Source organism: Cobetia sp. 5-25-4-2, assembly GCF_013374075.1.
In the GTDB taxonomy this organism is placed as follows: Bacteria; Pseudomonadota; Gammaproteobacteria; order Pseudomonadales; family Halomonadaceae; genus Cobetia; species Cobetia marina.
In genome coordinates, this window is the sequence record NZ_BLWK01000005.1 from 216,880 (window position 1) to 243,526 (window position 26,647).

Below are 26,647 nucleotides of genomic sequence, written 5' to 3' on the forward strand. Positions count from 1 at the left end.
CATGCCCGCCATTGTGCCTCCCGACGTCAGGATCAAAGCGCGGAATAACGCCGAAAATCGACTCGGACTCGTGTCGATATCCTCTAGCTCTCAACCCCAGTCCGGGCATCACGAATCTCGCCGGGACTTGCCAGCTGTTCGAGGCGCGCCCTGAGGCTGTCGATGTTCTCTGCCGGGCGCGGATTGACCCCGTTGCTGTCAGTGATTTCGCGATAGGCGGTGTGACTGAGCACCATCAGGCTGATGCGTCGGTTCACGGCGGCCTGCGGGTCCTGGCTGTCCAGACTGATGCGTGACCCCATTCCGACGACACGCACGATGCGATCGACCGCCAGCCCATGCGCGACCAGCACTCGGCGCGCGACATTGGCACGATCAGTGGACAGCTCCCAGTTGCCATAGCCTCCCTCACCGACAAAGGGACGATTGTCGGTGTGTCCGGTGATGCTCAGGTGATTGGGCAGGCGCGCCAGAATCGGCGCCAGCAGGGACAGCAGTTGGGAAAGCTGTGCCGAGGGCTGCTTGCTGCCAAGGGCAAACATCGGATGCTGATCACTGTCCGTGATCTGGATACGCAGGCCTTCCGCGGTCAGCTCGATCTGCAGCTGCTCGCGCAGCTCAGCAAGCGATGGGTCTTCACGCATCTGCTGCGACATGATGCTGTCGATCTCGTCACGGATATCCGCGAAACGCGCCTCTTCCGCCAGTGCCTGACGCTGCATGCGCGAGACATCCGCGCCCTTCTCCCCCTGGACTTCCTCGGCCATGAATCCCCCACCGGGAATGGCACTGCTGGAGGCGGAGTTGCGATCACCGCCCAGCAGCGAGATTTCCAGCGGCGCACCGAAATAGTCGGAGATTTCCCTGAGGTCCTCATCAGAGGCATTGGAAATCACCCACATCACCAGGAAGAAGGCCATCATCGCCGTCATGAAGTCGGCGTAGGCAATCTTCCAGCCGCCACCGTGATGGCCCTTCACGATCTTGGGTCGCTTGATGACGATCGGTCTGCGCGTCTCACTCATGCGCCGCCTCCCCGTGTCTCGGCGTCCCCGTCGTCAGGATGCTTGCGCTCATGTCAGCCGGCTCCCTTGTTCTTGATGTCGCGAACATGCTCTTCCAGCTCATTGAAGCTGGGGCGTTCGGCGGTGAACAGCGCCTTGCGGCCGAACTCGACGGAAATCTGCGGCGCATAGCCATTGAGCGAGGCCATCAGGATGACGCGGATGCACTGCATCATCTTCACGGCCTCATGCACTTCGTGCTGGATCTTGTTGGCCACCGGCGTCACGAACCCATAGGCCAGCAGAATCCCCAGGAAGGTGCCGACCATGGCATTGGCGATCAGGACGCCAAGCTGAGCAGCGCCCTGATCCGCGGAGGCCAGCGCATGCACGACCCCCATGACGGCAGCCACGATCCCGAAGGCAGGCAGTCCGTCCGCCACCGCAGACAACGAATGGACCGGGATCTCGGTCTCGTGCTTGAAGGTCTCGATCTCATGCTCCATCAGGGATTCCAGCTCGAAGGGGTCCATGTTGCCGCTGACCATCAAGCGCAGATAATCCGTGATGAAGTTCATCAGAATCGGGTCCGACAGCACGCGCGGATACTCCGCGAACAGCGCACTCTCCTGGGGATTGTCGATATCCTGCTCGATGGCCAGCATGCCCTGCTGGCGCGACTTGGAAAGCAGCAGATACAGCAGGCTGATGACCTCCATGTACAACGACTTGTTGTAACCCCGCGTTCGCTTGAGTCTGGAGAACGCCTTGCCGGTCGCCTTGATGGCCTTGCCATTGTTGCCCGCCAGGAAGGCACCTATCGCCGAGCCGAAGATGATCAACAGCTCAGCAGGCTGCATCAGCACCGCCAGATGCCCCCCCACCATCAGATACCCACCCAGGGTCGACCCGATCACCACCAGATAACCTATGAAAAGCAACACAACCACCCCCTTGGCATGCGATCGACCTCACGTCTCAACGGTTATCGGCCGCACGCGGGAGGTCTTGAGGGTCATGTGGGAAAACGTTCACGCATTGCCTTGCCGGCCGTTGCAGGCACAAGACGTGAGAGCGCCCACAACCAGAGACGTGTCGCTGCCGCACTCAGGGCAACAAAAAAGGCTCACCGGGAGGCGAGCCTTTCTATCGTGACACTAAAGGGACCAAGAGGCGCATCAGCCGAGCTTGACCGCGAGTGCCTCGCGCTGCATGTCCTGCTCCCGAGCCTTGCGACGCGCTGCTGTCTTCCCGGCACGGGAAGGCGGCTGGCAGATACCGCACACGTAATCATGCGAGGGGGTATGGGCATGAATCACGAAGTGGCCGGTACAGGTCTGGCAGGTCGCCAGGTCCAGCAGTTCACTCTCGAAGAAGCGCACCAGTGTCCAGGCGCGGGTCAGCGCCAGTACCGGCTCCTCCTCCCCCACGTGCTCGAGGTAGAAGCGATACGCCTTGACGAAGGCATCCATGCGCGGCACGCCCTGGGAGCGCAGGCGACGATAGAAGCCATGGAAGAGGGACGCGTGCAGGTTGGGCTGCCAGGTCATGAACCAATCCGTGGAAAACGGCAGCATGCCCTTGGGCGGGGAGACGCCGCGCACCTCCTTGTACAGCTTCACCAGACGCGCACGACTGATTTCCGTCTCTGTCTCGAGCACCTGCAGACGAGCCCCCAGCTCGATCAATTCGACCGCCAGCTGCAGCTGCTGCAATTCATCCACCAGACTCTTCTGACTCATTGTCCAGCACCGCCCAGGCGGGTGACCGAGCCCGCCTGACGTGCATTCAACAACATGGCCGTGTGCATGGCACCGAAATCCTGGTCGCGCCCCCCCTGAAGCACTCCCTTGAGCTGAGCCGCATCATCCAGGGCCAACTCACACAACAACTGATTGCAGGAAGACAGCGATACCAGCTGACTGACACTCATCCCGGACAATATATCTGCCATTTCCTGACTGAGGCCAAGACGTACCCTTGCCATATCGACATCTTCGGCCAGCAAACGCTGCACGAGAAGAAGATAGGAGAGATTGACACTCTGGATATCGTTGAGAAGTGAAGACATAAAGGTTCCCTGAATAGCCTGATCTTATCGAGATCAACACAAGAAAACGGCTGATCCATCGCCAGACCTTATGATTTAGATGTAGTGACCCTACATTTCTGGTATGTCGTTTCTGCGGGACATGAAAATCATTACCTGAGTAACACCTCATGTACTGGCGATTCTAATACCAGTATCGCGATCAAACCAGCGTTATCCTGAACAACCCTTTTCAAACGCTGTGATCGATAGGAAGAAACAGCTCAAAAAACCACGAAAAGCAGGCAACTCCTGCAAAATATTGCGAAAAATACGCCATAAAAATATTCTGCAACATATGGATGAGAAACTTAATCCCAAAAAGAGCAGACTACCCTCTTGCACTGTCACAACATGAGAGCAAGGTTGAACAAACCTTGTATTGCAGATTGATGAAATGACGCGCCATATAGACCTGCCATCGCATTACCGGGATTGTCGGATAGCGCCAATCACCCCACACCCTCTTCCTGGCCTGACATGACGCTTGATCAGGGCAGGATGCGGCTGCCCGACAATCCGCATATCTCGGATCAGGCGGCTGAACAGGCATTGGGACGATGACGAGTCCGTCGAGACGATTCACAGTGCATTTATTGATCCAGATCAACAATGGGTTACCGTCGATAACGCCCTACCCTGCATCAAACTTAAACAATTATAATATTCTAATTATAAAGGCGTTCTTGCCCACGGTTATTTCAGGAATCCCGGTGTCCTGCGCAGCCACCGGCATGCCATGCACGCCAAGACCTGCGTACGATCTCAGGGGGCTTCTCGCCCATCCGCCCTGGGCCCTTTACCACTCGTCCCCTGGTGTGACCAGAGGAGGGCAATCTCGACGATGCACTGAAACAGCGCCTGGGGGATGGTGCGACGCGCAGGCAATCCCTGCGCAAGCAGCGCCACCAGCTCTGGCGAGGCATGGACGGGAAGCCCCACTTCAATGGCGTGCTGCTGAAGACGCGTGCCCAGGGATTTTGCCAGACCGCAGGGGAATGCTCGCTCTGCGGGCTCTTGGGGCTGAGAGCGGATATCGACGTCGGCAACCCCGTCTTCGCTGCCACTGGCGGTCTCGAACATTGCCGGGCCATCAGCGTATCGCGGCGGTCCCATTGCCTCACCAGGGCGGCGTACGTGAACGCGAGGGGCAAGGGCGTGCAATGCCTGAGGCAGGCTCTCGAGCAGTGCATCCCGCGCAACGGCATGCCGTGACTCCAATATCACGACAAGCGCCACTGGCGATGCGAGTTGATACCACAGAAGCGTGGCCTCCAGCACGGCTCCCTGCTCGGCCGTGAAGGTCATGACGACCCGCCACTGGGACACGGCCTCCTCTTCACTGTCCGCCTGCCCCGCCAACGCCGTCACACCGGCAACAGGCAAGACCTCTCGGGGCCCCTGCTTGCGTGACCGCATGTCTCGCGGTCGCGGAGTCGGCGGAAAGTAGAGGCTGAAGAAGGCATGCAATCCAGGCAACAGCAGCCCCTGCCAGTTGAGAGGTTGCCCCAGCACCAGACGCAATTGCTGCTGAAGCACGCCTGGGTCAGCGCCCTCCCACTCATCGACATCTGTGGCGATCGCAGAGCTGGCGTGCTGCATCCCCTCACGGTAGGCGCTCACCGCCTGTGACTCGCGAGTCGCAGGCTCCCTGCGCGAGGCAAGTGCCGGGTATGCCATCAGCGCCGTGGGTATCGCCACCCCCGAATCCGGACGTGTCGACACCCACGGCGGCGACACCCGAGACTCCGAGACCGGCAGATAGCGTGCCTGGGTCAGCAGCAGCGCCTGACGCCAGGCAAGCAAGGCATCCAGACGGGCCGTCGAGGTCTGGGGATGAGCACTGAGGTCGGCAAGCGGGGTCCGTCCTTGATACCAGTCCAGCAGGTCAGCCTCATAGAAGAGACCGCTCTGACTGATCTGCTGGCGCAATGCCGCAGCCAGAGGAAGGTGCGGGGTGGCCGTGGCGATCTCGTAGGCAAGCCCCGGCAATGGGCGGCCACTCGCGAGCCACTCCTGCAGAGAGATCCCTGCCGGCATCTTGATACCGCTGGCAGCGGAAGACGTATCGGCAGGCAGGCGACTCAACGCCTCGAGTAGATCAGAGATCAGATGGGCACGATCCGTTAGCTGCACGGCGGCCGCCGGCGACTCAAGACCCGGCGAACGACGGGATGCGTTGGTGTCGGGCTGAGCCCCACTGGCAAGGCCTGGCGTGCGCGTTATCGGAAAGACAGTCCCCGAATCCGCCGCCGGGGGTGGCTGGGCCGTGCGGCCCAGCACCTGGTGGAGCAACCCATCGATCAAGGGAGTGATGCCCGTCATCTCAGCGCCTCCCCTGGTGTAGTGGTGTCATGCGCGGCGCTCAGAGCTGGACAGGCTGGCCATGATGACGCTCGGCATTGCAAATGGCCTCATCCGGCCCGAACCGACTCAACTGAGATGCTGGCGATGTCCGTAACTGCGCGCCAGCTTGCGCCGAGTCCCCACATCGCCAAGCACTTCCTGCAACTGCGCCTTGCGCGCATTGAGCAGCGTCGTCAGCTCCGCCTCCATGCCCGTCAGTCCCTTCAGCTGACGCTCAAGATACTCACGAGCCTCCGCGCTGCCGGAATCCGGCATGCGCAGCGATTGCATCTGCTCGATATAGCGCGTCTGACCCTGTATGACACCCGGCCAGTCTCCTGCGCGCGCTGCCACCAGCATGTTGGACATCTGAGTGAAGAGCGCATCGCATAGAGCGGACGCTTCATCCACTGATGGCGTATCGATTTCCATGATCATGACTGTCCCTTGTCGTGAGCCGCGATCTGACGCCAGGCCTCGCCCAGCTCGCTGAGCAGGCGGCGCGCTTCATCCAGCTTCTCCACACTGTTGGACAGATTGGCCTGGAGCAGCAAGCGGGCAATGTAGTCATACATCCGATCCAGGTTGGCGGCGACGTCCGCCCCCTGCTCGTGATCCAGACAGGCACGCAGCCCATCGGTGATGATGTTGATGGCCTTGGTCAGAGATTGTCCCTTGGCCACGATATCGCCTGCCTCCATCTGCAGACGGGCCGCGGCCAAGGTGCGATCAGCTCCCTCGAACAGCATCACGATCAGCTGGTGGGGACTGGCAGACAGGACTCCGGATTCCACGCCGACACGGGCGTAGGCATTGGCCCCACGATAGCGACTCATGACGTTTGTCTTCCTTTGTTCATAGCGTATTCAAGGCCTTCAACAGCCTGATGTCAGATGTAGGATGGCGGCGTTTGATCACCTGGCCGGCTAGTCGGTCAGGTTCCAGCTGTTTTCCAGAGTTTCCAGCTGTCCCGTCAGGTAATCGCTGGTCGAGGTCAGATTGGCGACCAGAATGTCCAGCGCCGTGAACTGTTCCCGGTAGCGCTCGATGGTGGCGTCAATGGTGGTCTCGGTCTGCTCGTACTGACTCTCGAGACTTTCCAGCGAGCTTTCGATGCTTTCGGTCGTGTTCTCGAGGGTACCGTCATCGCCGACCACCTGATCCAGCAGGCCAGCCATCTGACTTGCGAAGCCCACGCTTCCCGCTTCGCTGTCCGAGATGAAGAAGCCGGACATGGCGGCCAGCTGCGTGGCATCCGCCTCATCGACCATGGCGCTGTCGAACTCAAGCTTGCCATCGTCCGTGCGAGTGACTCCCAGCGAGGACAGCGCATAGAAGTCCCCCTCACTGGTGAAATTCAGCGCCGAGGTGAGCCGGCTCTCGATGGTTCGCAGCGTCGAATCGCCCAGCAACTCGCCCGCCGTGCCTTCATCGGCATTGAAGGCGGTGTAGTTGTCGATGGTCTTCTGCAATTCGTTGTAAGCGGTGACGAAGGCCTGCAATGCCGAACTCGCCTTGTCCGGGTTCTCGGCCACCGTCACCGTGCTCGGTGTCGTGGTCACGTCGCTCAAGACGAGGCTGAGGCCATCCACGGCATCGTCGATCTCATTGGAGGTGCTGTGCATGGCGATGCCATTGACACTGAAGCTGGCATCCAGCGGCTCCACCACCTGCTCGACCTGACTCGCGGATGGCGCGGCGGGGTCGAAGCCAAGCAGGTCCTCCAGCGCCGGCTCTTCACCGCTGGTCGACAGGCTGATGACGGAGTCCTTGCCGGTCTCCCGGGAGGTCAGCACCAGACGATACGGCGAGTCAGAGCCGTCGTTGACGATGGAGGCGCTGACCTCAAGCCCTGCCGCATTGATGGCATCCCGGATGCCTTCCAGGCTGTTGTTGCTGGAGTCGATCACGATCTCGGCGGTGCGCTCGGCGTCCGCCACATAGCCATCGTCGCTGCCGAGACTTCCAAGCGAGAGCGTCAGCGTGGTGGCCGTCCCGCTCCCGATGGCCTCATCGCGATGGGTCTGCCCCCCGGTCGCCAGGCTCTGCGCCTGCGCCAGCTGGGAGACCGAGACCGAATAGCTGCCCGGCTCCGCGATATTGGTGGCGCTGGCACTGACGCCACTGCCACTGGCGGTGGTCGTCATGCCGGCATAGATATCGGGATCAGCCAGGGACGCTGCCGCCGTGTCCAGCGACTCCAGACGACTCTGGATCGTCCCCCAGGCCGACAGCTCCGCCTCGTAGCTGGCCTGCTTGTTGGCAATCGGCGTGAGCTTCTGGCGCTCGGCGCTCTCCAGGTCACTCAGCAGGCCATTGAGGTCAAGCCCCGACCCTATCCCCAGCGATGAAATCGTCGCCATAAGCCTTCCCCTTGAGCATTAGCGATATTCTGGCATGCCGTTCGCAGCGCCATCGGGCGAAAAAGCACGCATACCACACGCATTTGTGTCCTGGTTGCTGCATTTATCGGCCACATCAGCAATCACTTGAGTCTTGTGGCGTCATTTCTTCATCACCGATTCTCGCCCCCGCTCGCTCGCCTTCTGCGCCGTCCACTACAAAAAAGTAGTCGCTCTACAGGGGCTACGACGTTTCGCCTACCGCGCCGCAAACGTTTGCGCGTCATACTGTCGCCCATGGTGAACCCGTCAGGTAAATGACTGGATCGACTCGCCCCTGCCTCATTCAAGGACTGAGACGTGAAACGACAAGGCCTACTCAACGCGCCGCTCAGCGGGCACATCGCTCGCCTCGGCCATACCCAGACCCTGGTGATCGCCGATGCCGGCCTGCCGATTCCCGCCGATATCCCCTGTGTGGATCTGGCGGTCATTCCCGGGCTGCCGGCCATGCTGCCGGTGCTCGACGCCCTGCTTGCAGAGCTGTGCATCGAAGCCGTGACCCATGCCAGCGAGCTGGCGCTCAAGAGCCCGGAGCTTCACGACGCGCTCTCGACCCGCCTGGCCTCACTGGAGCAGCGTGACGCCAAGCCGCTTGAGCGCCATGTGATCGAGCACGAGGCCTTCAAGGCCGAACTCCCCAAGGCCAGCGTGATCGTGCGCACCGGTGAGTGCACGCCCTACGCCAATCTGATCCTGCATTGCGGAGTTCCCTTTTGATGGGCATGCAGACGCAAGATGTCACGCATCCGACCCCGCAAGCGCCCAAGGTCAATGAGGACGCTGCCCCGCGCGTGCTGATGGCATTGCGCGGCATCGACAAGGGCTTCTCCGGGGTCAGCGTGCTCAAGGGCGTCGACCTGACGCTGCGCGCCGGCCGCGTGCATGCGCTGGCTGGCGAGAACGGCGCAGGCAAGTCGACGCTGATGAAGATTCTCTCCGGCGTGTATCGCTATGACGCCGGCACCCTGTGGCTCCGCGATGAGGAAGTCATCTTCACCACCCCACGCCAGGCCATGGACAGTCGCATCGCCATCATCCACCAGGAACTCAATCTGGTGCCGGGCCTGTCCGCCGGCGAGAACATCTTCCTCGGGCGTGAACCACGCACTGCGCTTGGCACCGTCGACTGGAAGCGCCTGCATGCCGATGCCCGCCAACTGCTGGATCGCCTGCGCCAGACGCTGGATTCACGCACCGCCGTCAGTGAACTGAGCATCGGTCAGCAGCAGATGGTGGAGATCGCGCGCGCCCTGTCGCTTGACGCCGAGATCATCATCATGGATGAGCCCACCGATGCCCTGACGGACATCGAGACGGACATTCTGGCCGAGGTGGTCGCGGAGCTGCGCGGTGAGGGACGCTCACTGGTGCTGATCACCCATCGTCTCAACGAGATCTTCAGCATGTGCGATGAAGTCGCCGTGCTGCGTGATGGCCAGATGATCCACCAGGGGCCGACGGCGGAACTGGATGAGGATGGCTTGATTCGCCTGATGGTCGGCCGTGAACTGGCCGAGCGCTATCCCTATACGCCCGCCAGCCCTGATGGCGAGGTGATGCTGGAGGTGAAGGAGCTTCACGCGCCGGGCGTCAATGGCATCAGCTTCTCGGCGCGCCGCGGTGAGGTGCTCGGCTTCGGCGGCCTGATGGGCGCAGGACGCACCGAGCTTGCGCGCGCGCTGTGCGGTGATACCCGCATCGCGGCGGGAAGCGTGACCTTCAACGGACAGTCCGGGCAGTTCCCCTCGCCGGCCGCGGCACTGGCGGCAGGCCTGGTCTATGTACCGGAAGATCGCAAGCAGTCAGGACTTATTCTGGCGCACTCGGTGGCCAGCAACATGTCTCTCAGTGCCCTGCCGAACTTCTGCGGTGCGCTGGGGCGCATTCGTCACGGCGAGGAAGCCGCCGCGGTCGAGCAATTCGTCAAGAGCATGCAGATCAAGATCAGCGATACCGCCCAGGCGGTCGATACGCTGTCCGGTGGCAATCAGCAGAAGGTGTCGCTGGCCAAGGCACTGATGCCGGCACCGGAGCTGGTGATTCTCGATGAGCCGACCCGCGGTGTCGATGTCGGTGCCAAGCGCGAGATCTACCTGCTGATCAACGAGCTCAAGCGTCAGGGCAAGTGCATCCTGCTGATCTCCTCCGAGATGCCCGAGCTGCTGGGTCTGGCAGATCGCATTCTCGTGGTGGCCGATGGCCGGATTTCCGGTGAATTCAGCCGCGAGAACGCCACCCAGGAAGCGATCATGACAGCCGCCTCCGGTCTCGAGAGCCCGCTGAGTGCCAGCACTGGCGCCGCCCGGGCGACCCCTCCACACACGTCTTCTGATTCCCGCCACGAGATGCCGAACTGATGTCCACTCCCACTTCCTCCGCCGCCGGCGACCGTCGACTCGACATCATGCGCCTGCTGGTCGACAACAAGGCACTGATCGCGCTGGCACTGTTGATCGCCGTCAGCGCCGGCCTGTCCGACAACTTCCTGTCTGCCGACAACCTGCTCAACGTGCTGCGCCAGACCAGCATCAACGCCATCATCGCCATGGGCGTGACCTTCGTCATTCTCACCGCCGGTATCGACTTGTCAGTGGGTGCGGTACTGGCACTGACCGGCGCCTTCGCCGCCTCGATGACCGCCGCCGGCCTGTCACCGTGGCTGAGCGTGCCCGGCACCATCATCGCCGGTGCCGCACTGGGCGCAGTCTCGGGTCTGTTCGTCGCCTTCGGACGCATCCAGGCCTTCATCGTCACCCTGGTGGCGATGACGGTACTGCGCGGCGCGACGCTGGTCTATACCGATGGTCGCCCGGTCTCCATCGGCGTCAGTGAAGCCGCCGACAGCTTCTGGAACCTGGGCGGCGGCTACTGGATGGGCGTCCCGATTCCCATCTACATGATGTTCTTCGTCTATGTGCTGTGCTGGGGCGTGCTGCATCACACCCGCTTCGGCCGTCACGTCTATGCGGTCGGCGGTGGCGAGAAGGTGGCGCGCCTGTCCGGCATCAACGTCAATCGCATCAAGATCAGCGTCTACGCCATCGCGGGTGCCTTCGCGGCACTGGCGGGTGCCATCCTGGCCGCCCGTCTGGGTTCGGCACAGCCGAATGCCGGCACCGGATACGAACTCGACGCCATCGCGGCCGTCGTCATCGGGGGCACCAGCCTGATGGGTGGTCGAGGCCGCATATTCGGCACCTTGATCGGCGCACTGGTGATCGGGGTCTTGAACAACGCGCTGAACATCATGGGGGTCTCAAGCTACTTCCAGATGATCGCCAAGGGCGCCGTCATCCTGCTCGCGGTACTGATCGACAGCCGCGCCCAGAAATAGTCCCCCACGCTCGAACGCGCGCGAAAGACGCTTGCGATTTCATTCCCGGCAGCATCGAAGACCCTCGATCCCGTGCGCCAACCACGGGGTCATGCATCGCCAGGGTCGCCGACAACGAAGACGCCAGACGATGGCGTCGACAACAATGAAAGGAACCACGCCATGAAAAAACTGCTCGTTTCCTCGCTGACCACCGCCATCACCGCCGCCGGTCTGAGCATGATGCCGGTGCAATCCGCCATGGCGGACAAGATCGCGCTGGTCGTGTCCACACTCAACAACCCGTTCTTCGTCAGCCTGCAGCAGGGTGCCAAGGACAAGGCGGCGGAGCTCGGCCATGAGCTGATCGTGCTGGATTCCAGCAATGACGCCGCACGTGAGCTGTCCAACGTGGAAGACGCCCTGTCACGTGGCGTGGACCTGCTGCTGGTCAACCCGACCGACTCCGACGCCGTCGTCTCCAGCGTGCGTACCGCCAATGCGCGCAACGTGCCGGTGGTGACGCTGGATCGTAGCGCCAACGGCGGCCGGATCGCCGCCCACGTGGCCTCCGACAACGTCGCGGGTGGCGAACTGGCCGGCAGCTTCATCGCCGAGAAACTCGGCGGAGAAGGCAAGGTCGTCCAGCTTGAGGGCGTGGCCGGTGCCTCCGCGACACGTGACCGTGGGGAAGGCTTCCTCAAGGCCATCGAGGGTCACTCGGACATCAGCCTGATCGCCAGCCAGCCGGCCAACTTCAATCGCACCCAGGGCCTCAACGTGATGGAGAATCTGCTCCAGGCGCATCCTGAGGTGAATGCCGTCTTCGCGCAGAACGATGAAATGGCCCTCGGCGCACAGCGCGCGCTGCAGGCGGCCGGCAAGGACATCCTGCTGGTCGGTTTCGACGGCACCGATGAAGGCATCAAGGCGGTTCAGGCCGGCAAGATGGACGCGACCATCGCGCAGCAACCCTCACTGATCGGCAGTCTCGGCGTGGAAGTCGCCGACAAGCTGCTCAAGGGCGAGGATGTCGACAAGACCACCGACGTGCCGCTCAAGCTGATCACCGAGTAAGCGCGAGCCCGCGAGACGTGACACCAAGACGCCGGCCTCGTGCCGGCGTTTTCGTCACCGCTCTCCACCGGCGCCACCGACACGCCACGACATTCACATCGACAGACGTGACGACACTCACCACGACAGACGTGACGACAGGCGTCAGAACAGACGCATCATTCCACCAGGGACAGGGGACAGGCAGCGTGATTCGACTCAAGGATGTGGCGGCACGGGCAGGCGTTTCCGTCACCACCGTCTCACATGTGGTGAATGCCACTCGGCCCGTCGCCAGGGACACCGAAGCGCGGGTGCGCGAGGCCATCGCGGCACTCGGCTATCGGCCGGACAGCGTGGCACGTGCGCTGAAATCCAATCGCAGCCGCACGCTGGGGATGATCGTCACCAGCGCGCACAACCCGTTCTTCGCCGAGGTGATCCGTGGAGTCGAGGACCGCTGCTATCAGGCAGGCTACAGCCTGATCCTGTGCAACAGCGATGATATCGATGCCAAGCAGCTCAGCTATCTCGAGACACTGCGCGATCGCCGCATCGATGGGCTGGTGGTGATGACCGCCGAGAACGGCGCGGGCTTTCTGCAGGCTCTCAGCGCCCTGCCGCTGCCGACGGTGATGATGGACGCCGAACCCCAGCCGGGCTGGGACATGACGGTGGTCAACGACGACTCGCGCCTGGGGGGCAGGCTTGCCATCGAACATCTGATATCCCGCGGACTCGAGCGCATCGCGCTGCTGACCGGCCCACGCGATCACGCCCGCTCGCGGGAGCGCCTGTGCGGAGCACTCGGGGCGCTCAAGGCCGCCGGCCTGGGCGTACCGGAGGACTGGCAGGTCGCCACCGACCTGATGCTGGAAGATGGCCATCGCGCCGCTCACCTGCTGCTGGCGGACCCCGGGGATCGTCCGGACGCCATCTTCGCCTTCAATGACCTGCTGGCGCTGGGCTGTCTGCGCGCCGCGCAGGATCTTGGCCTCGAGGTCCCACGCGAGCTGTCGATCATCGGCTACGACGACATCGAGATCAGCGCCTACCTCAACCCGGCACTCACCACCATCCGCCAGCCGATCTACGATCTCGGCACCACGGCAGTGGAACAGCTCATCGCCCGCCTGGAGGGTTCCCCCTTCCCGGGCCAGACCCAGCTTGCCCCCACGCTGGTCGTGCGCGAGAGTGTCTCGAGGGTAGACCGGGCCTCATCAGGCTCGCGCTGATAACAGCTCGGCATCAAAGATATCCATTATCAACATTTCTCTTATAGGTGATGGCGACATACCGTAGGCCACCTTGATCGACGCCAGATCAGCGCGTCAGATCCGCACATCAGCACAATGCGCAAGAGGAGCCTTTCGGTGAGCCATCAAGACGAGACGACCACGGAGACCCCCGAGTCCTCCCCCATCAGTCGCGGCCTGCTGTTGCTGATGGCGATTGCCGTGGCCGCCACGGCAGCCAACCTGTATTACAACCAGCCGCTGCTGGCCGACATGGCAGCCTCACTCGGCGTCAGTCAGGGCACCATCGGCATGATTCCCTCGGCCACGCAGTTCGGTTATGCCGTGGCGATCCTGCTGATCTCGCCGCTGGGCGACACCATGGACAGACGCCTGTTGATCCGCAATCTGTCCATCACCCTGGCCGTGGCCTCGCTGGGCGTCTTTCTTGCCCCGAGTCTCTGGCCATTGCTGGTGGCGAGTTTCGTGGTCGGTCTGGGCGCCAACATCACCCAGCAGCTGATCCCGCTTGCCGCGTCACTCTCCACACCGCAGAGGCGCGGCAAGGTGATCGGCACGCTGATGACAGGGCTGACCATCGGCATCCTGCTCTCGCGCACCCTGAGCGGCAGCATCGCCGAGTACTGGGGCTGGCGCAGCGTCTTTCTGGTCGCCGCCATCCTCGCCATCGTCATCGGTATGTCACTGTATCGTCAGCTGCCGAGTCGTGCCCCTGCGGTGCAGATGGCCTATCCCAGGCTCATCGCCTCGATGTTCACGCTGCTGAAACGCCATGCGCTGCTGCGCGAATCCGCGCTCACCGGCGCACTGTGGTTCGCGGCCTTCAACGCCATGTGGGCGACACTGGCACTTCATGTCACCGACACGCCCTTTGATTACAGCGTTCAGCAAGCCGGACTGTTCGGCATCATCGGACTGGCGGGGATCATCGGAGCCAAGGCGTCGGGACGTCTGGTCAATCGCGTCGGCGCAGGCCCCTTGATCAGCCTCGCGCTCACGATGGTGGTGGCCGCCTTCGCGGTACTCGGCCTCTGGGGAGACAGCCTGACGGGGCTGATCATCGGCATCATCCTGCTGGATCTCGGGGTCTTCGCCGCCCAGATTCCCAATCAGGTACGCGTCTTCTCCATCGACCCCGAGGCGCAGAGCCGCATGAATGCCGTCTACATGCTGTGCTATTACACCGGTGCCGGCCTGGGCTCGGCCGTCGGGGTCAAGATGATGAGCCTCTTCGGCTGGCAGGGCATGGCAGTGTTCGGGCTGACGCTCGGGGCGCTGGCGCTCGTGCATCACCTGCTCAGACAGCGCCGGCCAGCGGCGCCCTCCCACAAGGCCTGAACGTCCCTCTCAAGAGGTCCATGGGCCCCGACGACAGCGAATGCCGCCATCACTCACGGACTGCGGCAAATGACGCCATGATTCAGGTAGTCGATTCAGGTACACTCTGCGCGCCATTTCGGTGCGTGGCCTGACTGCGACGACCTGCAGTCCGCCGACCAGCGAGATGGTACGCGATTCACGGCCTGTACTCAGGGCAAGAACCCGTCAAACTCTCGAGATCCACATGAAGCTCATCGTCAAACTTGTCCTCGGCATCATCGCCGGTCTTCTGATCGGTCTGATGGCCCCGGATATCGTGGTCCGCGCGGCGCTGACCGCCAAGGTCATCATCGGCCAGCTGATCAACTTCACCATCCCGCTGATCATCCTGTTCTACGTGATGAGTGGCATCGCCTCTCTGCCGAAGAATTCAGGCGCCATGCTCGGACGCACCGTCGGCATGGCCTATGGCTCCACCATTCTCGCTGGCATCTTCGCCTTCCTGGTCGCCAGCAATCTGCTGCCGGGCATGCTGTCCGGCATGGCGCCCGTGGCCGAAGGCCGCGACGCACTGGCCCCCTTCCTCGATCTCGAAATTCCGGCCGCGTTGCCGGTGATGACGGCGCTGGTACTGGCCTTCGTCTTCGGTGTCGTCATCAGTCGTCGCGAGCTTCCGACCCTGAAAAGCGCGGTATTTGAATCACGTGAAGTGGTCGACGTGTTCCTCAACAGCGTCATCATCCCGCTGCTGCCGCTGTTCATCGCCGGTACCTTTGCCGAGATGGCCTATGAGGGCAAGGCGCTGTCGACTCTGGATACCTTCTGGAAGGTGCTGGTGCTGGCCATCGTGATGCACTGGATCTGGTTGAGCACGGCCTATCTGATCACCGGGCTCGTCCAGCGTCGCTCGCCGCTGGGACTCCTGCGCAACATGCTGCCCGCCTATCTGACGGCGCTGGGCACCATGTCCTCCGCCGCGACCATTCCGGTCAGCCTGCGTCAGACCAAGGCCAACGGGGTCAGCGATGAAGTGGCGGATTTCAGCGTGCCGCTGTGTGCCACCATCCATCTGTCAGGCTCCACCATCACCATCGTGACCTGCGCTACCGCCGTGATGATGATGAGCCATGACCTGGCCATCGCCAGTCTCGGCGAAGTCGTCCCCTTCCTGATCATGCTGGGCCTGACCATGATCGCCGCGCCCGGTGCGCCGGGCGGCGCCGTGATGGCCGCACTGGGCGTACTCGGCAGCATGCTCGGCTTCGGCGAGGCGGAACTTGGCCTGATGATCGCGCTGTATCTGGCACAGGACAGCTTCGGCACCGCCACCAATGTCACCGGCGACGGCGTGATCGCGCTGTGGGTTGACCACTTCGCCCGCCGAGATGGCGTCGTCGCGGACAGCGATGCCCGAGCGCTTGATGAGCAGGCAGCGCGTTCACGCTCCTGAAGCAGGCCACCCGAGCGTCACGGACTGATCTCCAGGGCGCTCGGGACAACCGCTGCACACGAAAATGCCCCGCCACTCGAGAAGTGGCGGGGCATTTTCGTGTGCAAGGCTTCCACATGCTCAAGGTGAGGCATGACGCCGCGCCGCGCCTGACACCATGCCCGCGAACGGCTACCATGAGCGCCCACGCGTGAGCGCTGTCATGGCGGTGAGTTACCGCCTCTCTGTTACCGTTGCCGGAGTGCCAGATGTCCCTGCTTGACTCTTTCCCCCTCACCTCGCGTGCCCAACGCCTGCCCCTGCGACGCACACTGGCGGCCTGGTGCCTCGCCGGTGGCAGCTTGATGCTGGCGCAAAAGGCCAGTGCCCTGGAGATCGGCATGCCTGCCGACGCCGGTGTCAGCGCCACCCCTGCCGTCGTGCTGGAAGCCGAAGGTACCCTCGAGGACTCATTGCGCGAGCCGCTGACCCTGACGCAATTCGCCAGTGCGGATGAGGTGATGAAGGGGCTGCGTGATGGCACGCTGGACGCCGCCTACCTGACGCCCTGGAACCTCAAGGCACTGGCCGAGAGCGGCGTGCCGCTGCGGGTACTGGATGGCGCGGACCTGGATGATGTCAGCCTGGTCGCACGCGATGAGCTGATCCGCTATACCAAGCTGTTCGAGCCGCAGGAAATGCTGATCCGCTTCCTGAATGACACCACGCGTGCAGTGCGGGTGGTGATCAGCGACAGTGATGCGCGCTCGCATCTGGCGCTCAAGCAGTGGATCGAGGTCAAGGTCGGTTCCAGCATGCAGCTGGTGAGCCCGCGCTCGCTGGAAGCGCTGGAAGGTGATGAGTACGCCGGCGATGCGCCCAAGGCGCTGATCAACAGTCGCAAGATGCATGCCGCCTTCCTGGGTGGCGATGACGCCTCCCGTCTGGTGGCCCTGCACCCGCTCTCCAAGGACTGGCTGCCGCGCGCCAACATGCTGGATCTTCCGCGCATGCTGCTGGTCAGCCGCGCCGACATCGCCGATGACGCTCTCGATGCCGAGCTTCAACAGCTGGGCCAGGCCCACGCCGCGGCACAACGCACCCTGCATCAGGAAGACCCGACGAAGGCGGCCTTCATGCTCAAGCAGGAGTGGCCGGCCCAGGCCGGTAAAGCGCCAAGCCTGCCCCAGGTGGTACATGCGCTGAATGGCAATGCGCTTGCCGTCAGTGACATGCGTCAGGCGCTCAATGACTGGCTGGGCGAGCAGCAGACCAAGGTCAGCTGGCCCGAACTCCAACCGTGAGTGACAGTCGTGAGTGACAGTCGTGAGTCGTCCTGATCCCAGGCCGTCTTGACCCCCAGGCCGCCTCGGACCGTCAAATGCCAGGCGCGTCAGCCAGACACGAAAAAACCCGCCAATTGGCGGGTTTTTTCATTCATCAGCGACGATCAGGCGTCCAGCGCTTCCGCGATCTGGGACTGAGCCTTGGGACCGATACCCTTGACCTCAGCGATCACGCCGTCAGCGTGGGCCTTGCGGACCTTGGCGACGTCATCGTAGCCGGCTTCGGTCAGCGCGCGGATAGCTGCAGCGTTCAGACCCAGGTCTTCCAGGGAAGCCGCGTCTGCGGTGTCCTCGGACTCCGCCTGCTCTTCAGCGGCTGCCATCGGCATCATGCGGGACTGGGCGATGGCCTGTTCACGGGCCAGACGCGCCTTGTACTGCACCAGCTTTTGGTTGAACTCGTGTTCGACCTGCTTGCGGTGCTTGTCAGAGGCTGCTGCCTTCTCGCTCAGACGCTCGTTGCGAGCACGCAGGTCCTCGACTTCCTTCTTTGCCTTGTCACGGGCATTGCGGAGCTTGTCGGCTTCCTTGCTGGCTTCACGCAGCTGACGCTCCAGCTCCTTGATGCGGGCGTTCTGGTCCTGCTTGGTGTCCTGCTCCTGAAACAGGGATGCAAGCTGATCGTCAAGAGTAGCGTCGGTCATACTGCTATGTTGCCTCGAATAATTGATAAAGAGCTAAAGTCTGGGCGCACATTCTACCGCAGTTCTTCAGTTTGTGCTGCATTTGAGCGCAACCGAGCGGGATGAATGTGATGTCGGTGTCCTGCCTGGCGCAATTTTACCCCATCCTCACCATAGCGCCAGCACTGGTTGTCTCTGGCGCCGGGTGAGCCTATCGGCCAGTCGTCGTGGCGGTCTTCACGCATGCCACGTCGACTGGCCAGGCAATTCCTGCCCCCTTCTCACGTCACGTTCACATTCACGCAAGAGGGGGCGATCAAGGGCGCCTCAGTGCTTGCGCCATTCTTCCAGCTTGTCCGCCAACTGCTGGCGACGCGCATCAGGCGCCGCGAGAGAGGCACTCTGGTGACCTTCCCCGAAGCGATTCTCCAGGTAGTCCATCAGGTTGATCAGCTCGCCGTCGGTCAGGTTGTCATCAAAGGCCGGCATGAAGACGCTGTGACCATTGTTCTCGCGCTGCACGCCATTGAGAATCGCCTGCGCCAGGTTGTCCGGATAGACACTGCCGGTCACGCTGTTGTGGAACAGCGACGGGTAGTAACCATCCTGGGTGCCGGCGCCATCCGCCCCGTGACACATGGCACAGTGGCCCAGATACAGGCGCACACCCGGGGTGGCATCCGTCAGCTGACCGATCAGCGCTTCGTCATCCGGGCGCTTGTCGAGTGGCTGACCGCGCAGCAACAGGACATCGTCAGCCGGCGCCCCCTGATTGAACCGCGTGGCGACCTGAGGCTCGCTGGCCTGCTCGGCTTCCGCCTGGCGATCGCCATCATTGATCGCCTCGCCCTGCTCACCCTTGCCATTCACGGCCGGGATGGACTTCAGATAGACGGCAATGGCACGCAGATCATCTTCGCTCATGTGACGCATGGAGTGCGTGACGACATCCGCCATCGGGCCGCCGGCCTGCGCCTTGCCCTTGAGATTGCCGGTGGCGAGGTAGGTCTGGATATCCTGCTCACTCCAGCTGCCCAGACCATCCTGCATGTCCGGCGTCAGGTTGAAGGCGCGCCAGCCTTCGATCATCGCACCACCGAGATAGCCGTCCTCATCGCCTGTCAGCGCCTTCTCCTGGAAGGCGATGCCACGCTCGGTGTGGCAGCTGCCACAGTGTCCCGGCCCCTGGACGAGATAGGCGCCACGGTTCCAGTCGGCGCTCTTCTCGGGGTCATCCTGCCAGGGCTCCAGCGGCGAGAAGATCTCTTCCCACAGTGCCATCGGCCAACGCATGTTGAGCGGGAACGGAATCTCGCTCTCACGGTTCGGCGTGGCGCTCGGCGTCACGTCATGCATGTTCCAGGCATAGAGTGACTTGATGTCGTCATCGGTCAGACGTGCATAGGACGGGAACGGCATCGCCGGATAGAGATTGTGGCCATCGGCCGCCTCACCTTCGCGCAGTACACGGGTGTACTCCTCGAGGGTGTAGTTGCCGATGCCGTGTTCGGTGTCCGGGGTGATGTTGGTGGCGAAGATCTTGCCGACCGGCGTCTCGAAACCGAGACCGCCGGCGTACTCTTCACCATCTTGCGTACTATGACAGGCAGCGCAATCACTGGCGCGTGCCATGTACAGGCCCTTCTCGATCAACGCCGGATCATTGGTGGCGGCCTTGTCGGCCTCCACCTGCCTGGCGTGCTCATCTTCACCACTGCCACAGGCGCTGAGCAACAGCGCACTGGAACCGGCAATGGCAGCAAGACGAATTGCACGGGCCAGACGCGCGGGACGGGCCGTGAGGCGGGCACCTCGGGCATTCTCATCAATGGCATCACGAATGCCAGCAGTACGGGCGTGCGGGACCATGCTTATATTTCCTGTTCGAGCAGATCGGCAATACGAAGAGACAAGGCGGCAATCGTCAGAGTGCAGTTGACCGAGCCGACAGTCGGCATGCTACCGGAGCTGGCGACGAACAGATTGTCGTGGCCATGCACTCGGCAATCGCGGTCCACCACGGATTGCGTCGGGTCATCTCCCATCAGGGTCGTACCGCAGATATGCTGGTTGTTGGAGAACTCATCACGGAACGCGATGTCCGTGCCTCCCATCAGCTTGGCGATGCGTGCATATTGCTCCCGCGTATGCACGGCGCTGCGCTTGACGTAATCATCGATAGCATAACGGAATTCCGGGCGCGGCAGACCAAGTGCGTCACGTTTTTTTGACGGCGTGATGCGATTGGCTGGCTCGGGCAGCAGCTCATGGAAGCTGTCGAACTGCACATAACGGCTGGCACGATTGTCGATCTGCGCCTGCAGGTCCGCGCCCAGCCTCAGGGGTGTCTCCGCCAGCACCTCGGTGGTCATCTGCTGAGTCCGGGCGATGTTGGAAAGGTGCAGCTTCTTGGAGGCGAATTCACGGCGGAAATCCCCGTCACGCCAGGTGATGATGGACGTCATCTCCTGGGGGCCACGGCCGGCCCACAGTGCCTCATCGGCCAGAAAGCTCACACCGGTACCCGGGTGATCCATCAGATGCCGGCCGACCATGTCGTTCTGATTGCCCACACCGTCGGGGGTATGCGCATTCACCGACATCTGCATCAGCTTGGGCGTCTCGATGCCATTGGCCGCCAGCACCACCTTGGGAGCGCTCAGTCGGTGCTGCTTGCCTTGCGGGTCGAGATAGCGCACTTCGCGGATCTTGCCGCTGGCATCGCTTTCCAGATGATGGACGATGGCATTGTCGATCAGTCGGGCACCGGCGCGCTCCGCCTTCTCGACGTGAATGATGCCGGAGTACATCGCCCCGATCGGGCAGATCGGCATGCAGTTGTTGTTGCCGCAGCAGGTCGGGCGGTCATCGTAGGGGCGGCTGTTGCGCGCCACCGGCTCGGTGACCATGTCAAAACCGTGGGGATTGATGCGCTCGCTGACCCGCCGTTCGTTCCACGACAGCGGCAGAGGCGCCATCGGATACTCGGCGCTGCGCGGGCTGCCGAGATCGACATCATTCGGCCCCCAGACACCCAGCGCCACCTCGGCCCGAAAGTAGTAGTCTTCCAGGTCCTCATAGGCGATCGGCCAGTCGAGACCTACTCCATATTCGCTCTTGAGACGGAAATCGCTGGGCAGGAAGCGCCAGGCCGAGGCCGCCCAATGCCAGGTGGTACCGCCGACGGCGCGGATATACTGCGCGTCATAGGGCTGCTCACCCTTCTGGACGAGATAGTCGGCATTGTCGCCGTGCAGCATGGGATGCGGTGCCGCCTTGCTGGCGGGATACGGCCCCATGAAGTCCATCTTGTCGGCCTGATTGCGAAAGCGCTCCACGATCTGCCAGCGCTCCAGGCGCGGGCCGGCTTCCAGCATGATGACCGCCTTGCCGGCTTCGGCCAGACGATGCGCGATCAGGGCACCGGCAACGCCGGAGCCCACCACGATCACGTCAGCGTCATACGTACGAGCTTCCTCAGCCATGCGGGGTTCTCCTCAAGGTGCTTTGCGTCACCGCAGCGGGACTGCGATGTCGTCAGGGCATTCGTTGCCGCCCGCTCTCATGGCGATGCTGGCAGATGAACGAGTGGGTTCAAGCAGGACGCTCGGCCCAGAAACCGGGACGATTCGGGCAATAGGTCCGCACGACCTGGACATCGCGGGGACCTGCATACATGCCGGCATGTTCAAAGGCGATCACCTCGGCCTGCGGGTCGGTGGCAGATTGCCCCACCGTCCCCAGCATCCAGGCCTGCAGCACGCGGCGCACCAGTGCCATCTCGGCTTCGCTCACGTCATCCTCGCGCAGATATTCACGCTGCTCCCCCAGGGCCAGGAGACGATCTCTCAGGTCCACCAGCGTGCCAAGGCCCGGCACGCCATCGACGGGCGTACGCGCCAGTGCCTCGAAGAACCGCTGCCCGAGGCGCTCATTGAGGACTCTGTCACTCAAGAGCCATGCCGAGAGGGACATGAAGGCGGCAAAGGCGCCATCCTCATCCGTCTCCCGGGCACTGCTGGTGACCGTTTGCGCCAGCGCCGACAATGGCAGGCTGGTCAGTGTCGCGGCACCGACCCCGAGCAGACCACGCTTGAGCAGGCGACGCCGGGAAGCATCGACGCGTGCGATGTCATGAGTCGAATCAGGCAAGGCATCGGTCTCAGGCGAAGTCGTCATGGGGCTCTCCGGGCAATCATGGGAACAGATACGCACACTCGAGCACGCTGGCAGGCCAGCAGCAGGTCAAGCGGGAAACATTAACATTGGGTGAATGGTAACAATTGGCACCCCCTCATAGACGAAAGACTAATGAATCGTGCGTTCGCACTTGCGCAACTCCGTCATCGCGCTCGATGCAACCCTAGTGAACGCGGCAGACCCTACCCCTCGCCCCGAGAGCGTGGCTTACGTCTTTCGCGGCGGCTGACGTTTTCAGTCATCTCGCGGCACAGTAGGATGTGGGCTTGATCCCTTCGTCATTCCAAGGATGGCCATCATGCTTCGCACCCTGCGTACCCCTCTCGCGTTGATTCTCACCACCACTCTGCTGGCAGGTTGCGAGAGCGCGTCCCTTATCGCCGACAGCATTTCCCTTCCGGACTTCGGCAGCACCACTGCCTCCGAGGACGCCGATCAGCGCGTCAAGCGGACAGTGGCCTTCCCGGAGGCGGAGTACGCCAAGCTCGACAAGACGGGAACCTCGGTCATCAAGGGCCGCATGTCCTATGACTGGCAGGGTCAGACGATCCATGCCAACCGAGCCGGCATCTCCATTGCCCCCGTCACCACCTACTCCGCGGAAGCCGCGGAACTGGCACTGGCCGGCAAGACGGCAGAGCGCGCCGACCCGCGTGCCCAGGCCTATACCCATATCGTGCGCACCGACAGCAATGGCTACTTCAATGCCACCGGCCTGCCCGCCGGCACCTTCTATGTCGCTGGCGTCATCAAACTGCCCGATGGCACCCGCAGCCCGCTCATCCTGAGCCAGGTGCAGGTCGGGCGTGGTCAGACACGCAACATCGAACTGAGCCGCTGAGCGTGCTGAGCCCAGACTCCCGCGAGCCCCGGGCCTGCCACCCTGAGGGATGATCGACGAATGACCACGACACCATGACGGCACTCTCGTTACGTTCCTACACGCCACGCGCCGATGTGCATGATCACGAATATCCGCAGCTGGTGCTGCCGATCCGGGGCCATCTCGACATCCAGGTCGGCGGCTACACCGGTACCGTGGTCACAGGCGAATGCGTGATCATCCGCTCGGGCGAGATCCATCAGTTCCAGGCCCATGACGCGGCACGCTTCATCGTCGCAGACCTGGACTACCTGCCCGACAATCTCGCCGCCACTCGGCGCGTGGTGTTCTCCATCAGCACCCTGCTGATGAACTACCTTCTGTTTCTCGAAGCCCAGCTGCAGGGCAAGGTCGATGCGCGGATCGACCGTCTGGCCATCGAGCTGTTTCTGGGCCTGCTGGAGCGGCAGACCTGCGACAAGCGTGTCGATCGGCGTCTACTCAGAGTGCTGGATGTCATGAACGAGCAGTTGGATCAGCCGCATGACGTGGCATCACTGGCGGCCCTGGCGCATCTGAGTCCTACCCAGTTCCACAAGATCTTTCGTGACAACCTGGGCGTCAGCGTCAAGCAGTACCTGACAGCCCGGCGCATGGAGCGCGCCCGTGCGCAGTTGATCCATTCCGACCTCAGTGTCCAGCAGGTCGCCGAGGCAGTGGGCTATCAGAACCTGTCGGCCTTCACGCGACGCTTCTCTCACCATTTCGGCATGACGCCGCGCGAGATGACTCGCCAGTACTCCAGCCTGACCATCTCCAGCTGAGCGTCTTCCCCTGACCTTCTTCAGCACCTCTCCCGCCCTTGTCACGGCGTTTCAGACGCCTGCTGGCTCACTTGGCTGTCTCCAGCAGAACGAAGCGTAGTTTCAGCACAATATCGATTCGCAATGAAGCGTAATCTCGTGGTCACCGAATCACCTTTCATTGCGAGCCATCAACCATGCAACACCGCATCGCGAACGCTTCGCTCTCCCCGCTGCTCCAAGGTCAGACCGGCAACCTGTGCGTACTGCTGGCTGCCTGCCTGTGGGGGACCACCGGCACGGCCGCCCACTTCAATCAGGGCGTGAGCCCGCTGGCTACCGGCGCCTTCGCCATGGGGGTGGGCGGCGTACTCCAGGCCATTCTGTCACGCCGCCACCTTCGCGCCGAGGCACACAAGCTGCTCGCACAGAAACACCTGGTGGCCTGGGGCACTCTGTTCATCCTCTGCTATCCCCTGGCCTTCTACTCGGCCATGGAATACACCGGTGTCGCGATGGGCACCGTCATCACCATCGCCACGGCCCCCTTGGCGGCCGCCGCACTGGAATATCTGCTGGACCGCAAGAAGGTCACTACCAGCTGGTATGCCGCGCTGACGCTGGGAATGATCGGCGTCGCGCTGATGGCCATCGGCGAGACCGCGTTGCCTGAGGCCACGCCACTGCTGGAAGCGCGTGGTGAGGGGGCGATGCTCATGGATGAGCGCAAGCTCATCGGCATCGCCCTGGGGATCGTGGCCGGCGCAAGCTACGCCACCTATTCGCTGCTCGCCAGACGCATGATGTTGCAAGGCACCCACGGACGTGCGGCGATGGGCTGCCTGTTCGGCACCGCCGGTGTGCTGCTGCTGCTCGGCCTCGGAACCGCCAGCCTCATCCACGACCCGCGCCTGTTCGCCACGCCGGTGAATGCCAGTGTCGCCATCTACATGGCGCTGATTCCCATGCTGCTGGCCAGTCTGGTCTTCGGGCGTGGGCTGGCCAGCGTGCCCATCAGTCGCGTCACCATGCTGACCATGTTCGAGCCGCTGGTGGCAGGCGTTCTGGCGGTCGTGGTGGTCGGCGAGCAGTTCACCATGATGGGGGCGATCGGCATGCTGTTGATCATGACCTGCCTGATGCTGCAGCTTCGCTCCCGTGCCCCCAGGACCCCGACGGCCAGTCCGCAGCCAGCGCCCACCGCATGGGCAAGGGCCTCCCACGCATCACGACGCCCTGACCTTGAGGCAGAGCGGGCGTCTGATCTGGAGACTGACCTGGCGACGGGGCTCTGGACTGGCAACGATAGCGGGCAGGAGCCCGCCTGCGAAAGCGTCGCAATGCTCGACTACCCCGCAGAGAGCCAGCACGGCTGGTCCCCATGCGGCAGTGGAGTCCGGCGACAGGACACCACGTTGAACGGATCTCACTGAACGGATCTCACTGAACTGGCCTCACTGAGCCGGTTGCACTGAGCTGACGACGGGGCGCAGACCGCAGTGACTCGCCGCGTTGTCGTGATCATGACAGAAAGTGGTTTCAGCACACTCTGCGTGCTCGCGGCATGCATGGCGAGCCGACGAGAAAGAGCGCACCTCTCACGCCAAAGGAATGCCTGGATGACAACGATCTCTCCTCTGACCTCCCAACCCTCGAAGTCGGGAGTGCTGGGCAGCCTGGCGGTGCTGTTTGCGGCGCTGCTGTGGGGCACCACCGGCACGGCGGCCCACTTCAATCAGGACGTCAGTCCGCTGGCGACCGGTGCCTTCGCCATGGGCGTTGGTGGCCTGCTTCAGGCAGTGATCGCACGGCCCTATATCTTGGGCTGCCTGGGCCTTTTGATGGCGCAGAAGCGCTGTGTATTGCTCGGCGCCGTATGTGTCGTCATCTACCCGCTGGCCTTCTACACCTCGATGCATCTGGCGGGCGTCGCCATCGGCACGGTGATCACCATCGCCACGGCGCCCCTGGCGGCCGCGATACTGGAGCGCCTGTTCGGTCACCATCGACTCACGCCGAGCTGGTATCTCAGCCTCGCGCTGGGCATCGCCGGGGTGGTGATGATGGCATTGGGCGAAACGGGCCATCAGGGCATGCCGACGCCCCTCGCCGCGGGGCAGAGTGCTAACGGTCGCCTTGCCTTCACTGATGAACTGGCGCGCCTGGCGGGTATCGCGCTGGGCATCATCGCCGGGGTGACCTACGCGGCCTACTCGCTGATCGCACGGCGCATGATGGAAGGTGGTATCCACGCTCGCGCGGCCATGGGCAGCCTGTTCGGCGTCGCCGGCATCGCGTTGATCGCAGGCCTGGGCCTCAGCATGCTGGTGGCAGACCCGCGCCTGTTCGCCACTGCCGGCAACGCAGGCGTAGCACTCTACATGGCACTGGTACCGATGTTCCTCGGCTATCTCGCCTTCGGCTATGGCCTCAAGACCATCGCCGCCAGCAAGGCCACCCTGCTCACGCTGTTCGAGCCGCTGGTCGCCGCGCTGCTCGCCGTCACCATCGTCGGCGAGCATATCGCTCCGCTCGGCTGGACCGGCATGGTACTGATTGCCGTCTGCCTGGTGATTCAGGTGAGGCCGAAAACGACCTGAGGAATGCCTGGAGCCTGAACAACAGAAAGCCCCA

General features: G+C 62.7%; 24 protein-coding genes. 12 read left to right on the forward strand and 12 right to left on the reverse strand.

Annotated elements, in window-relative coordinates; translation table 11 throughout:
* Positions 1–83: 83 nt before the first annotated feature.
* The 8 genes from motB to fliD all read right to left on the reverse strand — a co-directional run bounded on the left by motB (position 84) and on the right by fliD (position 7,802).
* Positions 84–1,025, reverse strand: a complete 942-nt coding sequence (gene motB / locus HXS65_RS12050) for a flagellar motor protein MotB (protein ID WP_077376183.1) — start codon at positions 1,023–1,025, stop codon at positions 84–86.
* 53 nt (positions 1,026–1,078) lie between these two features.
* Positions 1,079–1,948, reverse strand: a complete 870-nt coding sequence (motA, locus tag HXS65_RS12055; protein ID WP_136937758.1) for a flagellar motor stator protein MotA — start codon at positions 1,946–1,948, stop codon at positions 1,079–1,081.
* Positions 1,949–2,182: 234 nt separating this feature from the next.
* On the reverse strand, positions 2,183–2,746 hold the full coding sequence (gene flhC, locus HXS65_RS12060) for a flagellar transcriptional regulator FlhC (protein ID WP_136937757.1): 564 nt from the start codon (positions 2,744–2,746) through the stop codon (positions 2,183–2,185).
* A complete protein-coding gene (flhD, locus tag HXS65_RS12065) occupies positions 2,743–3,075 on the reverse strand; it encodes a flagellar transcriptional regulator FlhD (protein ID WP_077376174.1) in 333 nt (110 codons plus the stop codon). The genes flhC and flhD overlap by 4 nt, the downstream gene beginning before the upstream one ends.
* A 783-nt stretch (positions 3,076–3,858) precedes the next feature.
* Positions 3,859–5,418, reverse strand: coding sequence for a hypothetical protein (locus HXS65_RS12070; protein WP_176493955.1), 1,560 nt, complete (start codon positions 5,416–5,418; stop codon positions 3,859–3,861).
* Between the two features lie 108 nt (positions 5,419–5,526).
* On the reverse strand, positions 5,527–5,877 hold the full coding sequence (locus tag HXS65_RS12075) for a flagellar protein FliT (protein WP_176493956.1): 351 nt from the start codon (positions 5,875–5,877) through the stop codon (positions 5,527–5,529).
* The gene (gene fliS, locus HXS65_RS12080) at positions 5,874–6,275 is read right to left on the reverse strand and encodes a flagellar export chaperone FliS (RefSeq protein WP_077376165.1); all 402 of its coding nucleotides are present in this window, start codon (positions 6,273–6,275) and stop codon (positions 5,874–5,876) included. Before fliS ends, HXS65_RS12075 begins: the two co-directional genes overlap by 4 nt.
* Before the next feature lie 90 nt (positions 6,276–6,365).
* Positions 6,366–7,802: a flagellar filament capping protein FliD gene (gene fliD / locus HXS65_RS12085; RefSeq protein WP_077376162.1), complete on the reverse strand. Its 1,437-nt coding sequence runs from the start codon at positions 7,800–7,802 to the stop codon at positions 6,366–6,368.
* Positions 7,803–8,141: 339 nt separating this feature from the next.
* Here fliD and rbsD point away from each other — a divergent pair, with 339 nt between their 5' ends.
* The 8 genes from rbsD to HXS65_RS12125 all read left to right on the forward strand — a co-directional run bounded on the left by rbsD (position 8,142) and on the right by HXS65_RS12125 (position 17,522).
* Complete coding sequence (gene rbsD / locus HXS65_RS12090) at positions 8,142–8,561, forward strand: D-ribose pyranase (protein WP_136937754.1); 420 nt, start codon at positions 8,142–8,144, stop codon at positions 8,559–8,561.
* A complete protein-coding gene (locus HXS65_RS12095; protein ID WP_255304494.1) occupies positions 8,561–10,201 on the forward strand; it encodes a sugar ABC transporter ATP-binding protein in 1,641 nt (546 codons plus the stop codon). Before rbsD ends, HXS65_RS12095 begins: the two co-directional genes overlap by 1 nt.
* A complete protein-coding gene (gene rbsC / locus HXS65_RS12100; protein WP_084208619.1) occupies positions 10,201–11,178 on the forward strand; it encodes a ribose ABC transporter permease in 978 nt (325 codons plus the stop codon). Before HXS65_RS12095 ends, rbsC begins: the two co-directional genes overlap by 1 nt.
* A 162-nt stretch (positions 11,179–11,340) precedes the next feature.
* Positions 11,341–12,234, forward strand: a complete 894-nt coding sequence (gene rbsB, locus HXS65_RS12105; protein WP_084208618.1) for a ribose ABC transporter substrate-binding protein RbsB — start codon at positions 11,341–11,343, stop codon at positions 12,232–12,234.
* A gap of 188 nt (positions 12,235–12,422) precedes the next feature.
* Positions 12,423–13,448, forward strand: coding sequence for a LacI family DNA-binding transcriptional regulator (locus tag HXS65_RS12110; protein ID WP_176493957.1), 1,026 nt, complete (start codon positions 12,423–12,425; stop codon positions 13,446–13,448).
* 138 nt (positions 13,449–13,586) lie between these two features.
* Positions 13,587–14,807: an MFS transporter gene (locus HXS65_RS12115; protein ID WP_255304495.1), complete on the forward strand. Its 1,221-nt coding sequence runs from the start codon at positions 13,587–13,589 to the stop codon at positions 14,805–14,807.
* Positions 14,808–15,033: 226 nt separating this feature from the next.
* Entirely contained in the window at positions 15,034–16,239 is a 1,206-nt protein-coding gene (locus HXS65_RS12120; RefSeq protein ID WP_084208616.1) for a dicarboxylate/amino acid:cation symporter, read from the forward strand.
* Between the two features lie 248 nt (positions 16,240–16,487).
* Complete coding sequence (locus tag HXS65_RS12125; RefSeq protein WP_176493959.1) at positions 16,488–17,522, forward strand: hypothetical protein; 1,035 nt, start codon at positions 16,488–16,490, stop codon at positions 17,520–17,522.
* Positions 17,523–17,668: 146 nt separating this feature from the next.
* On the opposite strand, the gene HXS65_RS12130 is transcribed toward HXS65_RS12125, so the two are convergent.
* The 4 genes from HXS65_RS12130 to HXS65_RS12145 all read right to left on the reverse strand — a co-directional run bounded on the left by HXS65_RS12130 (position 17,669) and on the right by HXS65_RS12145 (position 22,366).
* The gene (locus HXS65_RS12130) at positions 17,669–18,208 is read right to left on the reverse strand and encodes a hypothetical protein (protein ID WP_077376142.1); all 540 of its coding nucleotides are present in this window, start codon (positions 18,206–18,208) and stop codon (positions 17,669–17,671) included.
* Positions 18,209–18,514: 306 nt separating this feature from the next.
* On the reverse strand, positions 18,515–20,056 hold the full coding sequence (locus HXS65_RS12135) for a cytochrome c (protein WP_218015077.1): 1,542 nt from the start codon (positions 20,054–20,056) through the stop codon (positions 18,515–18,517).
* Positions 20,057–20,058: 2 nt separating this feature from the next.
* A complete protein-coding gene (locus HXS65_RS12140) occupies positions 20,059–21,672 on the reverse strand; it encodes a GMC family oxidoreductase (RefSeq protein ID WP_077376139.1) in 1,614 nt (537 codons plus the stop codon).
* A 109-nt stretch (positions 21,673–21,781) separates the two neighbouring features.
* On the reverse strand, positions 21,782–22,366 hold the full coding sequence (locus HXS65_RS12145) for a sugar dehydrogenase complex small subunit (RefSeq protein WP_077376136.1): 585 nt from the start codon (positions 22,364–22,366) through the stop codon (positions 21,782–21,784).
* Between the two features lie 319 nt (positions 22,367–22,685).
* Between HXS65_RS12145 and HXS65_RS12150 the strand changes: the two genes are divergently transcribed.
* The 4 genes from HXS65_RS12150 (at position 22,686) to HXS65_RS12165 (ending at position 26,613) form a co-directional block, all read left to right on the forward strand.
* Positions 22,686–23,228, forward strand: coding sequence for a carboxypeptidase regulatory-like domain-containing protein (locus HXS65_RS12150; protein WP_176493960.1), 543 nt, complete (start codon positions 22,686–22,688; stop codon positions 23,226–23,228).
* A 74-nt stretch (positions 23,229–23,302) separates the two neighbouring features.
* Positions 23,303–24,034, forward strand: a complete 732-nt coding sequence (locus HXS65_RS12155) for an AraC family transcriptional regulator (protein ID WP_176493961.1) — start codon at positions 23,303–23,305, stop codon at positions 24,032–24,034.
* Between the two features lie 176 nt (positions 24,035–24,210).
* The gene (locus tag HXS65_RS12160) at positions 24,211–25,446 is read left to right on the forward strand and encodes a DMT family transporter (protein ID WP_176493962.1); all 1,236 of its coding nucleotides are present in this window, start codon (positions 24,211–24,213) and stop codon (positions 25,444–25,446) included.
* Positions 25,447–25,632: 186 nt separating this feature from the next.
* Positions 25,633–26,613: a DMT family transporter gene (locus tag HXS65_RS12165; protein ID WP_176493963.1), complete on the forward strand. Its 981-nt coding sequence runs from the start codon at positions 25,633–25,635 to the stop codon at positions 26,611–26,613.
* Positions 26,614–26,647 lie beyond the last annotated feature (34 nt).